This is a genomic window from Rossellomorea sp. FS2 (genome assembly GCF_047915635.1).
GTDB classification, from domain to species: domain Bacteria; phylum Bacillota; class Bacilli; order Bacillales; family Bacillaceae_B; genus Rossellomorea; species Rossellomorea marisflavi_A.
This window is the reverse complement of the sequence record NZ_JBLRVS010000001.1, coordinates 804021-817589: the sequence shown is the minus strand read 5'-3', so window position 1 is coordinate 817589 and position 13569 is coordinate 804021. Positions and strand designations below refer to the sequence as shown.

The 13569-nt window shown below is 48.1% G+C and carries 17 protein-coding genes; 3 read left to right on the top strand and 14 right to left on the bottom strand.

Annotated features, from left to right (window positions below):
- Window positions 1–82: 82 nt before the first annotated feature.
- Both ACNA6I_RS04385 and ACNA6I_RS04380 read right to left on the bottom strand, forming a co-directional pair.
- A complete protein-coding gene (locus ACNA6I_RS04385; RefSeq protein ID WP_231578998.1) occupies window positions 83–511 on the bottom strand; it encodes a MarR family transcriptional regulator in 429 nt (142 codons plus the stop codon).
- A gap of 82 nt (window positions 512–593) precedes the next feature.
- Window positions 594–1496 carry a CobW family GTP-binding protein gene (locus ACNA6I_RS04380; protein WP_048014942.1) on the bottom strand — a complete coding sequence of 301 codons (903 nt, stop codon included), beginning with the start codon at window positions 1494–1496 and terminating at the stop codon, window positions 594–596.
- A 215-nt stretch (window positions 1497–1711) separates the two neighbouring features.
- Between ACNA6I_RS04380 and ACNA6I_RS04375 the strand changes: the two genes are divergently transcribed.
- Window positions 1712–2425 carry a helix-turn-helix domain-containing protein gene (locus tag ACNA6I_RS04375; protein ID WP_048005795.1) on the top strand — a complete coding sequence of 238 codons (714 nt, stop codon included), beginning with the start codon at window positions 1712–1714 and terminating at the stop codon, window positions 2423–2425.
- A 40-nt stretch (window positions 2426–2465) separates the two neighbouring features.
- Here ACNA6I_RS04375 and ACNA6I_RS04370 read toward each other — a convergent pair whose 3' ends face one another.
- The 6 genes from ACNA6I_RS04370 to ACNA6I_RS04345 all read right to left on the bottom strand — a co-directional run bounded on the left by ACNA6I_RS04370 (window position 2466) and on the right by ACNA6I_RS04345 (window position 7926).
- Window positions 2466–3941, bottom strand: coding sequence for a S41 family peptidase (locus ACNA6I_RS04370; protein WP_048005796.1), 1476 nt, complete (start codon window positions 3939–3941; stop codon window positions 2466–2468).
- Window positions 3942–4030: 89 nt separating this feature from the next.
- Window positions 4031–4615, bottom strand: a complete 585-nt coding sequence (locus tag ACNA6I_RS04365; protein ID WP_048005797.1) for a YitT family protein — start codon at window positions 4613–4615, stop codon at window positions 4031–4033.
- A 353-nt stretch (window positions 4616–4968) separates the two neighbouring features.
- Entirely contained in the window at window positions 4969–5808 is an 840-nt protein-coding gene (locus ACNA6I_RS04360; protein ID WP_048005798.1) for a M15 family metallopeptidase, read from the bottom strand.
- Between the two features lie 136 nt (window positions 5809–5944).
- On the bottom strand, window positions 5945–6649 hold the full coding sequence (gene deoD / locus ACNA6I_RS04355) for a purine-nucleoside phosphorylase (RefSeq protein WP_048006358.1): 705 nt from the start codon (window positions 6647–6649) through the stop codon (window positions 5945–5947).
- 94 nt (window positions 6650–6743) lie between these two features.
- Window positions 6744–7064, bottom strand: coding sequence for a YodL domain-containing protein (locus ACNA6I_RS04350; RefSeq protein WP_148795315.1), 321 nt, complete (start codon window positions 7062–7064; stop codon window positions 6744–6746).
- 88 nt (window positions 7065–7152) lie between these two features.
- Window positions 7153–7926: a sporulation protein gene (locus ACNA6I_RS04345; protein ID WP_048005799.1), complete on the bottom strand. Its 774-nt coding sequence runs from the start codon at window positions 7924–7926 to the stop codon at window positions 7153–7155.
- Between the two features lie 173 nt (window positions 7927–8099).
- On the opposite strand from ACNA6I_RS04345, the gene ACNA6I_RS04340 reads away from it, so the two are divergent.
- Window positions 8100–9173: a DUF2515 family protein gene (locus tag ACNA6I_RS04340; protein ID WP_159129759.1), complete on the top strand. Its 1074-nt coding sequence runs from the start codon at window positions 8100–8102 to the stop codon at window positions 9171–9173.
- Between the two features lie 71 nt (window positions 9174–9244).
- Here the strand turns inward: ACNA6I_RS04340 and ACNA6I_RS04335 are convergent, their stop codons facing one another.
- Complete coding sequence (locus ACNA6I_RS04335; RefSeq protein WP_048005800.1) at window positions 9245–9424, bottom strand: YozD family protein; 180 nt, start codon at window positions 9422–9424, stop codon at window positions 9245–9247.
- A gap of 166 nt (window positions 9425–9590) precedes the next feature.
- Here ACNA6I_RS04335 and ACNA6I_RS04330 point away from each other — a divergent pair, with 166 nt between their 5' ends.
- A complete protein-coding gene (locus ACNA6I_RS04330) occupies window positions 9591–9728 on the top strand; it encodes a hypothetical protein (protein ID WP_156489349.1) in 138 nt (45 codons plus the stop codon).
- Here the strand turns inward: ACNA6I_RS04330 and ACNA6I_RS04325 are convergent.
- The 5 genes from ACNA6I_RS04325 to ablB form a co-directional block, all read right to left on the bottom strand.
- A complete protein-coding gene (locus ACNA6I_RS04325; RefSeq protein WP_048005801.1) occupies window positions 9723–10364 on the bottom strand; it encodes a hypothetical protein in 642 nt (213 codons plus the stop codon). The genes ACNA6I_RS04330 and ACNA6I_RS04325 overlap by 6 nt on opposite strands.
- A 181-nt stretch (window positions 10365–10545) precedes the next feature.
- Window positions 10546–10770 (bottom strand): YozE family protein, encoded by a 225-nt coding sequence (locus tag ACNA6I_RS04320; protein WP_079516241.1) that lies wholly within the window; start codon window positions 10768–10770, stop codon window positions 10546–10548.
- A gap of 85 nt (window positions 10771–10855) precedes the next feature.
- On the bottom strand, window positions 10856–11140 hold the full coding sequence (locus tag ACNA6I_RS04315; RefSeq protein ID WP_048005802.1) for a YokU family protein: 285 nt from the start codon (window positions 11138–11140) through the stop codon (window positions 10856–10858).
- Window positions 11137–12552, bottom strand: a complete 1416-nt coding sequence (gene ablA, locus ACNA6I_RS04310; protein WP_048014115.1) for a lysine 2,3-aminomutase — start codon at window positions 12550–12552, stop codon at window positions 11137–11139. Before ablA ends, ACNA6I_RS04315 begins: the two co-directional genes overlap by 4 nt.
- Before the next feature lie 46 nt (window positions 12553–12598).
- A complete protein-coding gene (gene ablB, locus ACNA6I_RS04305) occupies window positions 12599–13429 on the bottom strand; it encodes a putative beta-lysine N-acetyltransferase (protein ID WP_416312975.1) in 831 nt (276 codons plus the stop codon).
- Between the last annotated feature and the right edge of the window lie 140 nt (window positions 13430–13569).

Sequence of the window (13569 nt, the reverse complement as noted above, 5' to 3'; positions counted from 1 at the left end):
CCATTCGGTTGCAAAATAGTTCAACGAGTGAAGTAATGGGCAGAAAAGGAGGGGCGACCGGATCGTTCCGGTCATCCCCTTCCTACGAATGACGTTTCGGATGACTTAACAGCTTTTCAAATAGATGCGTGAAAATGCGGATTTCTTCCTCATCGAACGTGTGGAACAGATCCTGGAAATACTCCGATTTCCGCTCTTCACATTTGGCCAGTACTTCCTCACCACTTTTGGTGATCTGCAGCTCTACGACCCGGCGATCTTCATTGGATCTTTGTCTCGTGATATGTGATTTTTCTACGAGGGCATCGGTGATGGAAGTGATGTGGCTCGCTGAAACTTCCATCCTCTTTGATATTTCCGAGGACTTCAGGGCCCCGTTCTCACGAATGAGCTGAAGGACACGGAATTCCCCATTGGATAGGTATTGTCCGAAGATGTTTCTCACATCTGCCTTCATCATTCGGAATACGGATACGAATAATCGCTCTAACTCAAATAAGTCTTTCCCCAATTCTAATCGACCTTTCCTACGATTATTGAATAATTCAGTGTGTTAACTATTAAATCATAGACCTTTTTCCTCTTCTTGTCAATCATCTTTCCAGGCTTTTAAGGGAGGAGATGATCCGTTCCCGATCAAGTCCTTCGCCGATGACGACAAAGTTGGTCGGGTAGTTCATGTCCCCAGGCATGTATAGGGGCATGCCGTATGAGTATTGGAAGAGCGTCGGGTGCTTCCTTCCCTGAAGCGGAATATAGCCTTTCATCCTATAGATGGACTCTTGATGGGCATGGACCCATTTTTCAAAGTCTTCACCGCTCACCCCCGCTTCAAACGTATGGACGACCGCCTGAAGCGTCAGGGTATGGCCTTCTCCCCCCTCATAACGATCTTTTTTCGTCATGGAGGTGATGGCCTCTACAGGCACTTTCGAATGGCTCGTTAAATAAATCGAAGCGCCTGGATTCAGTTGTTGAAGATCATACGCAAACGTCCCCTGTTCCATTTCAGTCAAAAGGTCAACCTTGTTGGCGACAAGGAAACTTGCATGACGGATCTGTTCCCTCATGAGGTGTAGGACAGAAGGACTGAAACTCCCCCGTTCTCTCCATTGAAGACCGTCGACCACGGTGAGGATGCCCTTGAAGTCGAAACGATCTGCAAAAAGCGGTGAGAGAATCGAGTCGACCACCTCTACAGGATGGGCGGCACCCGTCGTTTCGATGACCAATGCACCGAAATCTTCCTTCATCAGCAGATCTTGAAGCTGGGATTCAAGTTTATCCGAGAGGGTGCAGCAGATGCATCCGTCAAGCATCTCCCTCAAAGCCGTATCTTCATCCACTTCATCGCTGTCGATCGAGACACTTCCAAGCTCATTCATCAGGACCGCGGGTTTTGTCCCCTCTGCTTTCAATGATTCGAGCAACCCTTTCAGCAAGGTTGTCTTTCCGCTTCCGAGGAAGCCCGATAATATGTAGACATCTTTCTTCATGAATATGTTCCTCTTTTCTTTTTTCACCGGACTACAAAGACTCTATGATCAATCATTCCTTCGGATTCACGGTGATAGTCTCTATATACTATTTTAGTCAATTCGAGCCGTTATGACAATGAAAGCAATCCCCCCTGATTTTCAGGACACAGCCATAAAGGGCGACCTGGCGCATAAAATGTAGGTATAGACCAAAGGAAAAGAGGTCGACCCCATTGTTTCATGACAAGATTGTGCCTCAGACATTGAAGGAATTCCTGATCAGCCCGTCTAGGGAGAACCTGAAAGAATTGTTGTTGAATAATACGGGTGAATCGGATTATGTTGACTTCAAATCCAGCTGGGTCGAGTGGACCAAGCTTGCCAAGCATATCCTAGCGATCTCGAATTCAGGCGGTGGGTGCCTGATCCTCGGGGTCAGACAGGAAGATGACGGCAGTCTTACACTGAGAGGGCTGGCGGATGAAGACTTTTATGATAAAGCCGATGTGGACAATAAGCTTCAACATTTACTTCCGAGCTATCTTACGTACAGGACGGAAGATTACCTTTTCCCGAGTGAAGTTGATCCCCTGTTGCACTCAAAACGCTTTCAGGCCCTGATTATTGAATATGATCCCCGGTATGTCCCCTTCACTTCTGTCGTCACCAAGGGGGAACTCAGGGACGGGGCCATCTATGTGAGACAAGGCACGAAAACCATCGAAGCAGGGAATGAACATCTTGTAGATATCATCATGAAGAAGGTTCACTTGAACGGCTTTGAAAGGAGCATGAAATCCCTTGAAGAGCACCTCACGGATTTACGGACGTTGCTCAGGGAGTTCCACTCTTCCCAGGATGATCTATATCGACATTATGTGGGGGAATGGATCACGAGAAAAAAACAGAAAATCGAAAAGGTACTCGGTCTCGATACCTTTCCATAACAAAAAAATGCCCCGGTACGTCACCGGGGCATCATGATGATCAATTCTTCTTATTGAGCTGTTCCACTGCTTTTTTGAACTGTGGATCGTTCTTCTGCAGTTTTTCCCTCAAGCTATCCATCAGCTGAATGATTGTATCGGAATCAAGCTTTCCGGTGACCTTCAGCTTTTTGCTTTCCTGGAACTTCTCCACTGCCTTCGTTGTGTCTTCGTCGTAATAGCCATCAACGTTACCAGGGTTGAAGTCAAGGGCATTCAGCATCTGTTCTGCTGTCTTCACCTGATCGGAAAGGTCTGATTCCTTCAGTTCCTTGTCAGGATTCAAGTATGGCAATTCAGCATAATCCGGCATCTTAACTTCCACGGTCGGCTTGATTCCCTTCTCATGGATCCAGTTGCCATCCGGGGTCAGCCACTTGGCAGTCGTGAATTTCATGTTGGATCCGTCCTTGAACTCTTCAGCCGTCTGTACGGTTCCTTTCCCGAACGTCTTCGTTCCGATCAACGGGATGTCATTGGATTCACTTACGGCAGCCGCAAGGATCTCGGCCGCACTGGCACTGCCCCCATCGATGAGGACGGCTGTAGGGATATCGATTTTATCTCCGCCCTCAGCAACGTATTTCTCGACTTTGCCGTTACTGTCCTCCACCTGGAACATCACTTCCCCTTCAGGTACGAAGAGGTTTGAGATCTTGATGGCCTGGTCCAAAAGCCCACCTGGGTTCTGCCTTAGGTCGAGGACCACCTTTTTCATGCCCTTATCGTTCATTTCATTCAATGCCTCTGTCAGTTCCTTATACGTGTGCTCAGAGAATGAAGTGATCTGGATCTTCGCGACCCCATCCCCTTCCATTTCTGCATACACGGTCTCAATTGGGATCTCATCACGGGTGATGGTCACTTCCATTGACTTGTCCTGACCCGGCCGCTGCACGGTGAGGGTGACTTTCGAGCCTTTTTCCCCTCTGATCAACAGAACGGCTTCCGATACGGACATCCCTTGGATGCTTTTATCGTCGACCTTCAGGATCTTATCGTTCGGTTTGAGTCCTGCCGATTCGGCGGGTGACCCTTTAATCGGGGATACGATGGCGATATAGCCGTCTTTCTCCTGGATTTCAGCTCCGATTCCTTCAAAAGAAGATGAGATGCTCTCATCGAATTTCTTCGCTTCATCTTTGTCCATATAATCGGAGTACGGATCCCCCACGCTTTCGATCATGCCGTTGATCGCGCCGTCGATGAGCGTATCTTTATCTAGGTCCTTGTAATAATTCTCGTTCAGTTTGTCATAAGCGTCGTATAGCTTCGTGAATTCCGATCGATCGGTCACTCCGACATTCACGGCTTTTTCATCACCGAAGGCCAGGGCAAAGGTGGTGATTCCTGCTGTGGCGAATACGAGGATGAAAATCAGCATGACGAATTTAAATTTCTTCATTTTAATGACATTCGATTCTTGCTGGGGTGATTGATCTGTCTTGTCCTGTTCCAATGCTTCCACCACTTTCATTGCTATGTATCATCGTGTTTTCGACTGGTCATGAAGCCCATAAGGCCATCATGAGATTATAACCTCTTCATTCTATCAGCTTTTATCCATTAGCGAAAGGAAAATCCATCATTATGGGTAGGATATGCCAAAAGTGTCGTAAAAAAACCGACCGTGCTGATGGCGACCAGCGAATGAAGGAATGCTTCCCCTCCGATGATCGAAAGACCAGCCAAAAGAACGATGCTGTCAAAGAGGAAGATGACCTTCCCTGGATTGAGTCCGAATCCCCTCCCGAGGAGCTGTGCCAGCAAATCGCTGCCCCCAGTCGCTGCCCCCACCCTCAACATCAATCCGATCCCGATCCCGACGGTAGCACCACCAAGCAGTGCACACCCCAAGGGGGGCAGGTATACGCGGTCGCTCAAGGGCCGTAGCCAGTCAATCATCAGGGAGGAGAACCACAGGCCGTGGACACTTCGATAGAATAGGCTGCGATCTTTATAAAAGGCAATGGCATAGAGGGGGATGCTTAAACCGATGATCGTCAGCCCCGGCGGCAGGCCAAACCAGTAATAGGTCAGGAGCCCGAGCCCGATCATGCCTCCATCAAGAAAATGATGGGGCACGAAGAACATATTGATCCCGGAAGCCACGAGCAGGCTGCCGATTGCGATCGAGATACCCGATTTCATGTTTGCTCCCCCCTTGTCCTGCCAACTACCCCTAGTCTATGTAGGTGAGCCTGGATTCAGACATAAAGAAATAGGTTGGGACAAAACAAAAAGGTTCCATTTTATGACGAACACGATCAGTATGGGTTCTTAATACAGTTCATGATTTCCGTGCAAGACTTCGCTTTCGGCGGGTAGCCCGTGAGCCACCTCGGCATGAGTCTCTCATAAGCTACTTTTCCCGCAGGAGTCTCCGTTTTGCACTCAAATCAACCGATGAAAACAAATTAAAAGCCCGAATTCATTTGCCTGATCGCAGGCAAATGAATTCGGGCTTTACTATGACTAAAACACGTTTGTCACAGCCTAGTTCATCATATTTCCTTCACATGATCAAAATATTCTTCCAACGTCCAATCCTTATCATACATGACCTTGGCCGCTTCTTTTCCGACATAGCGGAAGTGCCACGGTTCATATTGATATTTCGTGATGTCTTCCTTGTCTTCAGGGTAGCGAAGGATGAATCCGTACTCATGGGCATGCTCGGCAAGCCATTTTCCTTCCTTGGTTTCCCCGAACGGGATATCGATTTGGAATTGATGGCTTTGACTTGAAATATCCATGGCCAAGCCCGACTGGTGTTCACTGTTTCCAGGAGGAGCGACGGCCATTACCGCTTTTTTCTCTCCATATTGTTCTTTCTCCCTGTCGAGGAGCATTTTTTGATAATCATACGACCTGTATCCGGAGATAGCGGTCAGATAAAGATTGTCCTTTTTGGCACCGGCGAACATGTCTTCAAGATGTTCTGCCGCTTCTTTACGCAGATGGGCTTTTTCCAGGTCCTCTTCGCCGAAAACGAACGGAACGTCCGGACGTACGAGGTCATCCGGTTTGTATTCACCCAGCCCATAATCCTTATTGACCATGGCGAGGATGTTGGAAGGGTTCTGGATGATGGCATGGCCATCCACTTCCTTGATATCGTTGAAGAACCGGGCATCCAACTGAAGCTCAGGAGGGACGGTCTCTTCCGGTGCGGAGGCTTTTTCCTGTTCATCCGCAGGTGTTTGTTCAGGTTTTTTTTCGTCTTGTTGTTTTTCTTCTGTCTGATCTTTTTTACCTGTAAGATCATTAGACCAGTCCTTGACTTGCTGACATCCTGAAAGCAGGACGAGGGATGCAGCAGAGACCATGATGATCTTTTTCATACTTTCACCTAGTTTCTATTTTGATTGCATTTAACATATTACCATTAATTTTTGATTCTGTAAGCAGGAGAAACTTCACAAAATAAAGACTGCGCTCCCCCAAGTTTTGGGAAAACGCAGTCTATTCAGCATGATGTTACGCCTTGATGGCCGCTTCAAGGGCCACTTCGATCATATCGTTGAAGGTAGTCTGTCTTTCATCTGCAGAAGTTTCTTCACCTGTGATGATGTGATCGCTCACCGTCAGGACGCTCAGTGCATTCCGGCCGTATTTGGCAGCCAATGTGTAAAGGGCGCTTGTCTCCATTTCAATGGCAAGGATTCCGTACTGTGCCCACTTCTCATGTTCTGCATTGTCGTTATAGAACATGTCAGCCGTGAAGACATTTCCCACCTTCAGGCTCAACCCTTTTTCCAGCCCACTGTCGTAAGCACGTTTGAGAAGGTCGAAGTTTGCCGTCGGGGCATAGTCGATGCCATTGAAGGTCAGACGGTTCATTTGGGAATCGGTAGAAGATGTCATGGCGAGGATCACATCCCTGACTTTCACATCTTTTTGGATTGCGCCGCATGTCCCGACCCGGATCAGGTTCTGCACATTGTAGCTCTGCATCAATTCATTGATATAGATCGAGATCGACGGGACACCCATACCTGTTCCCTGGACCGAAATCCGTTGTCCTTTGTATGTTCCCGTATATCCGAACATATTGCGGACTTCATTGTAGCAGACAGGATTGTCCAGAAACGTCTCAGCTATATATTTTGCCCGTAGGGGATCTCCCGGTAAAAGGACCGTTTCTGCAATTTCGTTTTCTTTCGCACCAATATGTACACTCACCATTCATTCCTCCTGATTGTAGGTCTATGAACCTCCATTGTAATCCTTTTCAACGGTCGTGACAATGGGGGAGGAGAAAATGGTGAATGGGATATTACTGAAGGATGACCCTGTTCACCTGGGCCCAGCCATCGGATTGAAGACGATAATAGAAATGCCCCTTCCTTCCCTCATCGATGAAGACGATGTCTCTCGAGGTCAGGTATCGGCCCTTGAAATCCTTCGGCATCAGGTCGGACACATTGAACATGCGGAATGTTCGATAAAGGGCATCTGCATGGTCATCTGCTTCAATGGATACTCGATACACATTTCGATAACCTTTATCTTCCCCGTAGGATGGCGTTTGGAAGATGGTCATATCATAGGTCGTACGGGATCGCTTCGGGCGCATCATTCTATCAAGAGTCAGCATGGTCATCCCTCCAAAAGATCTTTTCAGATGTATTAGACAAACGAGCTGTCGAATCCTTCATCGACTGGTGGGAACCTTTGTCGAAATGTTATGAGCAGACGCGGTCGATAGCCTTCTGGATGATCCGTTTAAGGTCAGGTGCATCTGAGGCATTCACGTGAAGTGTGACGATCGTTTCGTCCATATCAAGTGCTTCCGCCAAGAAGCCCCCGAGTCCCCTTGCCCTGCGATCCACTTCAAGGAGAATTTCCACCCTGTCCCTGGACTGCTCGTTGAACATGACTTCCAATTCGTCCAGCTTGCCCGCATAAGGTCCGTTCATGGGGACGAACTCAAACTCCTGGATGAAGGGATACTGTCTCCGAAGACGTTTCGGTGCTTGTTCACACTCCACTTTCCGCGTTCTGAAACCGAGCTCCTGAATTGCGGAGAGAACTGATTCCTTCAGAGGGTGAGGGGCGATCTCGATATAATCCTTATCTTTAGGATCAATGGAATTTTTAATATCCATACCCGTTGATACCCAGACTTTCGTATTGCCGTAGGTGACGGGTGTTTCATAAGACAAATCAAAGGCGAAAGGGATCTCTTTCCTCTCATTCCCGTTGATGATGAACGGTTCCGCGACCTTAATTTTCTGGATGATCGCATGATCCGTGAACTTTTTATCATCAGATTCACGGATGTACGTGGTATGCAGGGTGAGATAGATGGCATCCACCTCCTGCTGCGTGCTTCCTCCCTTGATCTCGATCATGCCTTGTATCCTTTCACCGGCCACATAGTGTGACTTCTCCAGCACTGTGTCCACCGTTGCAGCCCCGATACCGATTGTAGCGAGGACTTTATTAAAAAACGACATGTTGGTTCCCCCTCCGGAAATAGTTACAGACTTCCTTTAAGATGTTTCTCCCCTCTCGTCCCATAATCCTTCTTTTTATCGTGCAGATGGATCAGTATTGCCAAGTCCGGGGTATAATGCCTCGATGAATAAAATAGCTTAAGAGTACATGATTCAAGAAAGGAGCGGGAGTCATGTCACGAAAAATGCGCGGTACTGTCATCAACGGGACCATTCCCCTGCTGCCTGTCCAGGAAGTTGAAGTCATCCTTCAGCCCTGGCAAGAGGATCAACCCATCCTATTCTTTCCCGATGACAGGAAGAGGCTTCATCACATGGAAGGGCAGACAACCCTCGGGAACAGGGATAATTTGACCCGCACGGCGAGATATTTGAGCTTCTACCGGAAACACCCGGAGATCCATTGGGTATTCCTTGCCCATATGGTATCACGGAACGCCGGCTATTATATGACCGATCTCCGGGGGAGCCTTCTATCGGGTGTCATGCCAAGAAGGATCCAGAGAGAATTCTTTTCGTTCCTTGAAACATGCAATGCGGCGATCTTTGAGGATGCCTATCCCCAGCTGATGCTTTATGAAGAATGGAAGGAGAGGGGGTCATGCAACTGGTCCCTCCTGTCAAAATTCCAGGTATCGTCCTTCATGAAGCCTTTTTGGCAGGCATTTTTCAAATCGGGTGATAGCAGCCTTCTCACAACTGCACTGATCATCAATGAACAGATGCTCATCGAAAATCGGATCGTTTCACAGTGGATGGACCAGAAAGATCTGACCAGGTGGTTATTCACCCTTCAGGATTCACTCGGTCTCACATCGATTCTTTTCCCATACGGAGAAGGTCCTTCCCATTCCCTGGCCGGCCAAATAATCTATGGATTTGACGATGTCCACGCGCGGATCGAGGCAGGTAAGAAGCTTTACAGGATCTTATTCCACCCTCACATCCATCAGTCTTCCCTTCGATACGCCCTTTTGCGGCGCCATACCGCTTCCCGGCAGGATTACTGGCCCAGGGTGTATTCGAACACCCCCTCAAACATCCGTACATTATACAGCCCCCGCCTGGTGGACGCGTGGCCGGATGCAATCCGCCTGCCCTATCCATCTCGCGATTGGTACAAAGGTGACCCGTCGGAGATCAAGCGGCATCTTATGGCCATCCCCCCTCCAGGCACTTTCACGCTGACGAAACGTTGGAGGAAGGCTGTATCGGGTATGCTGAAATCATCCTCAAAGGACTATTGACCGGTGGTCCCACCCAAAGACACAGCAAAAAGAGGGTCCCATCCAAGGGCTCCCTCTCCTAATTCCGGCCACTATTCTACTTCTTCTTCCCATTCCTCATCGATGATGGACTTGGCAATCAAATACTCGAAAGTGATATCAGCTAGTTCTTCGATTTCGGCTTCCGAAGGGACAAAGCCTCTTTCGACCAACTCTTTCATAAAGAAATCCGCAATTTCCTCCGTATCGATAAAGACTTCGATTTCTCGCATAAGATCGCCCCCTTTGATTCTCAATTTATGAGCCGTCCTCCCAGGTTATGACTATAAAAAAGTTTTCATAACATGGGAGGGACGGGCATACACTCTACTATTCAATCACGAACCGGACTGGTTCATAGAGGAGTGGAGTCAATTGTTGAATAAAGCGCTAAAGGTAATGGAAAAAAATGAAGATGAAGTGGAAACGACGATCCTGAAGGGAATGCAGTGGATCCTCCGCTTCATCTTGATCTCATTCATGATCCTCAGTATTCCCTTGTTCCTCTATCTCATGTGGATGATTCCTTCTTTATGATTCGTGGCTTGAGTGGGACTTGAGCTGTTCCAGGACATGATCCATCTTGCTCTTATAAACAGGGTCATTGAATAATTCATAGAGAAGCTTGTAGTCATTATAGTGATCCAATAGTTGATCGATCCAGTTCGGCTTCTGACCCGTCGGGGAAGGGAGCTTTTTCGTTTTCATCCCCTTCTTCGCCGGAAAGACAAACCCATATTTCTTGATGAATGCCTCGGCCTGACCTTCATCGGCCACGAGGGTGATTTCGTTTTCATCCGCTTCCAGCCATTCTCCGTCTGTGACCCTCATCAGCTCATAGATGACGTCTTCCCATGCATCATCTTTATAGCGCCAGATTTCAGTGCGAAAGCCCACAATTTTGAACAGGTCTTCGTCATATCCCTTCACGACCACCAGATCGCCGAATAGGAATTTGTATTCGATATCGATCTGTTCCTGTTCGAATATATATCCATCATACGATTCAAGGAGTTCGAGTGCGGATTCCTTGAACAGTCCTTCACTCTCATTTACTTCGTAGAGGAATTCCCCGTCGATTTTCTTAATATCGGTTATCTTTCCGACTGTCCCATATATGGTCACGACCACCGTTTCACCAACCCTGAACCTGGGATCTTTTCGCTTTTTCATTCTCCCCTCACCCTAATCGACTTTTTTATATGATATGCAGGGACCCTTGTATCGGTAAACAAGATTTACGTTTCAACAACAGATCGCAGAGTTGAAGAAAGGCCGGGAAATGACAGCAGTCCCCGGCCTTTTGGCTATTTACAGCGCGTTTACGCTTATGAAAATGTGCGGATGCCTGCCCTCAGGCTTTTTCATCCTGCAGATACATCTCCCACGCACGGTCGAAGATGACCATGCTGTCGAGATAATGGCCGTTGAATTCCAGGTAGGAACTGATTTCATCGTATTCCCCGGAGTGTTTCGGAAACGCATGATCATCGTAGGCAGCATTGGCAAATGCTGTGAGATCATCCTTTGCAGAGGGTTGCCTATGCTTCATCAGGTAGTGGTAAAATGATTTTCTCACTGGCCTTCACCTATCCTTCAATTCGTTTCCTAAAAGGATAGCCGATGATATTCCGTTCGTAAAGGGAAAGGTTTCGGACCCGGTGCTAAAACCGGAAGTAATTCTTTTTTAAGAATCTGGGCATCTGCAGCAATTCATCAAAACGTACAGCTTTTGGAATCGTCTTGGTGTCCATGAGCATGAGCTGATCTTCGATGTCCATGATGACCTCTTCCTCCTGATATTCCATGCCGCACGACCGGCAAAGGATACCAGGGACCTCATGGATTTCAATCGATCTTGTACCGTCGGGAAGTTCCCAATAGACGGTCGTCACGGAATCTGTCACATTGCCGGCGCACCATTCACACGTCTTTCCATCTTCGGTCATTTTTCATTCCCCTCCTTAGGGGGAGACTGGTTTTCCATTTTGGATAGCATCGCCTGGTGCTTCTTCTCCTTCAGTTGATCCCGCTTGTCTCTGAAATTCTTCAGGGAATGATGATCAGGGTTCTCTTCATATGCCTTTCTGCGTTCAAGGCGTTTCAGACCTGATGGCGTAAGGGATGCGTGGGTATCGTGCATGAGCCCTGCAATGCCGATGGTAGGCTCCTTCAGTTCCTCATCATGATAGATTCCCTTAAAGTACTCGTCTGCCCTCCCAGCTACATAGCCTTCCGGTTCAGGATAGGTGGAAATGACACCCTCGAAGTTCCTCACCACTACTTTCGATGCACTCTGGGAAATCAGATAGTTCGGTTGAAGGGAGATCTTCCCTCCTCCTCCCGGTGCATCGAGGACGAAGGTCGGCACCGCGTATCCCGACGTATGCCCCCTTAGCCCCTCGATGATCTCCAGCCCTTTGGAAACAGGGGCACGGAAATGCCCGATTCCCTCGGAAAGGTCACACTGATAGATATAGTATGGGCGCACCCTGATCTTCACCAGGTCATGCATGAGCTTCTTCATGATCGGAACGCTGTCATTGATGCCGGCCAGGATGACTGCCTGATTACCGACCGGTACCCCTGCATCTGCAAGCATCTCGCACGCCTTCTTCGATTCCTCAGTGATTTCAATCGACGTATTGAAGTGGGTATTCAGCCACACCGGATGATACTTCTTCAGGATGGAACATAGATTCTCAGTGATCCGCTGCGGGAATACCACGGGCGCACGCGTTCCGATCCGGATGATCTCGACATGGGGGATCTCCCTCAGGTTCTTCAGGATGTATTCAAGGATCTGGTCATTGATGAGAAGCCCATCCCCGCCGGATAACAAAACATCCCGTACGGCAGGGGTATTCCTGATATAGTCGATCGCTGCATCGAGCTGCTTTTTGGGCACACCCATTCCGATCTGTCCGGAAAACCTCCTTCTCGTGCAGTAGCGGCAATACATGGAACATTGATTGGTCACGAGGAATAGAACACGATCCGGATAGCGGTGGGTGAGTCCCGGCACAGGAGAATCTTCATCTTCATGAAGAGGGTCCTCCAGGTCATATCTCGTTTTGTTGATTTCCTGTCCGATCGGCACCGATTGCATGCGGATTGGACAGCGCGGATCATCCTCATTCATGAGCCAGGCGTAGTAAGGGGTGATATTCAGCGGGATCGTCTTAGTCGAAATCTTGACTCCCTCTTCTTCTTCAGGAGTCAGATTGACCACCTTTTTCAAATCATCAAGGGTCCTGATTGTATTGGTAAGCTGCCAAAGCCAATTCGACCATTGGTCCTCCGTGACATCTTTCCATAAATCGATTTCCTTCCAATGCCTCTTAGGGGAATACAGATTCATTTTCAATTAAAACACCCGCTTTGCTCAAAATTAAACCTGAACGCCATCAACGGCTCAGGTCTTTTTCCCAAATATTCATGTCTTCCATTTTGTCGAAGATGATGCAATTATTCGCCAATCGCCCCGTATACCTATAGCCGAGCTGCCAAAACGCCGCATTCATACCGGGTGAAAGGGATCTGGCGATCGTATAGGAACAAAAAATCTTTCTCTCCACGAGCTCACGTTCAAGGCGGAGCAGCAGATGCTTCATGTGTCCGCCCTTTCTGTGCGAGGGACTCGTTGCGCAGTCGGTCAGCTCTGCATTGCCGAACGTAAGGTTTACTTCTGCCGACGCTGCACTGATGATGGCCCCGTTTTCTTCGATGCATACAAAGATTGTCCCATTTTCCATCGAGTGTCGGATATAGCTGGGATCATGGAGAGGAACCGGATACACCTCGAATACAGCACGGTATAGGTCAGCAAGCTGATCAGCGTGGCTCTCCCCACAAACCTTGATCTCCGGTTCCGGTGAAACCGCCCCCCCTTTCTTTTTCATGATCGCCTGGAGAATGTCATCCTCCTTTTTCCAGTAAGAACTGTTACGCCGTTCGTCCGTCAGGAACTTGCTCATCCAGATCGCTTCGCTTCCGTTGAAATAAGCAGATAATCTTCCTTCTATCACGTATCCCTCTTCCGTCAGGCAACCACACTGACTCTTCTTCGCTTTGACAATGATTTTTTCATACGCCCCCGATCGGCACTCTTCCTCCACATATCGGATGAGCTGGTCGATACTGCCGTTGATTTCATCGATCCGCATCCGGCGATTCGGGAGATCTTTATAGATGGATGCCTTTCCGTGTGTCAGGGTGATGGTTTCATATGTTTGCATAGCAGCCTCCCCTTTTTACCAACATATGAATGGTCCCGGAGGGTTATGAAGTCTTCTTACAAGACCTTTACCCATAAATAGACAGGTCATGATGAATTTTACTTTTTATTTTGAATTTTTTGTTTTTTTATTTTGACAGA

Bases quoted from the DNA above. Each gene is read 5' to 3' on its own strand.
- ACNA6I_RS04380 (WP_048014942.1), bottom strand. From the start codon at position 1,496: ATGAAGAAAGATGTCTACATATTATCGGGCTTCCTCGGAAGCGGAAAG.
- ACNA6I_RS04370 (WP_048005796.1), bottom strand. From the start codon at position 3,941: ATGAAAGTGGTGGAAGCATTGGAACAGGACAAGACAGATCAATCACCC.
- ACNA6I_RS04365 (WP_048005797.1), bottom strand. From the start codon at position 4,615: ATGAAATCGGGTATCTCGATCGCAATCGGCAGCCTGCTCGTGGCTTCC.
- ACNA6I_RS04360 (WP_048005798.1), bottom strand. From the start codon at position 5,808: ATGAAAAAGATCATCATGGTCTCTGCTGCATCCCTCGTCCTGCTTTCA.
- ACNA6I_RS04350 (WP_148795315.1), bottom strand. From the start codon at position 7,064: ATGCTGACTCTTGATAGAATGATGCGCCCGAAGCGATCCCGTACGACC.
- ACNA6I_RS04345 (WP_048005799.1), bottom strand. From the start codon at position 7,926: ATGTCGTTTTTTAATAAAGTCCTCGCTACAATCGGTATCGGGGCTGCA.
- ACNA6I_RS04340 (WP_159129759.1), top strand. From the start codon at position 8,100: ATGTCACGAAAAATGCGCGGTACTGTCATCAACGGGACCATTCCCCTG.
- ACNA6I_RS04335 (WP_048005800.1), bottom strand. From the start codon at position 9,424: ATGCGAGAAATCGAAGTCTTTATCGATACGGAGGAAATTGCGGATTTC.
- ACNA6I_RS04330 (WP_156489349.1), top strand. From the start codon at position 9,591: ATGGAAAAAAATGAAGATGAAGTGGAAACGACGATCCTGAAGGGAATG.
- ACNA6I_RS04325 (WP_048005801.1), bottom strand. From the start codon at position 10,364: ATGAAAAAGCGAAAAGATCCCAGGTTCAGGGTTGGTGAAACGGTGGTC.
- ACNA6I_RS04315 (WP_048005802.1), bottom strand. From the start codon at position 11,140: ATGACCGAAGATGGAAAGACGTGTGAATGGTGCGCCGGCAATGTGACA.
- ablA (WP_048014115.1), bottom strand. From the start codon at position 12,552: ATGAATCTGTATTCCCCTAAGAGGCATTGGAAGGAAATCGATTTATGG.
- ablB (WP_416312975.1), bottom strand. From the start codon at position 13,429: ATGCAAACATATGAAACCATCACCCTGACACACGGAAAGGCATCCATC.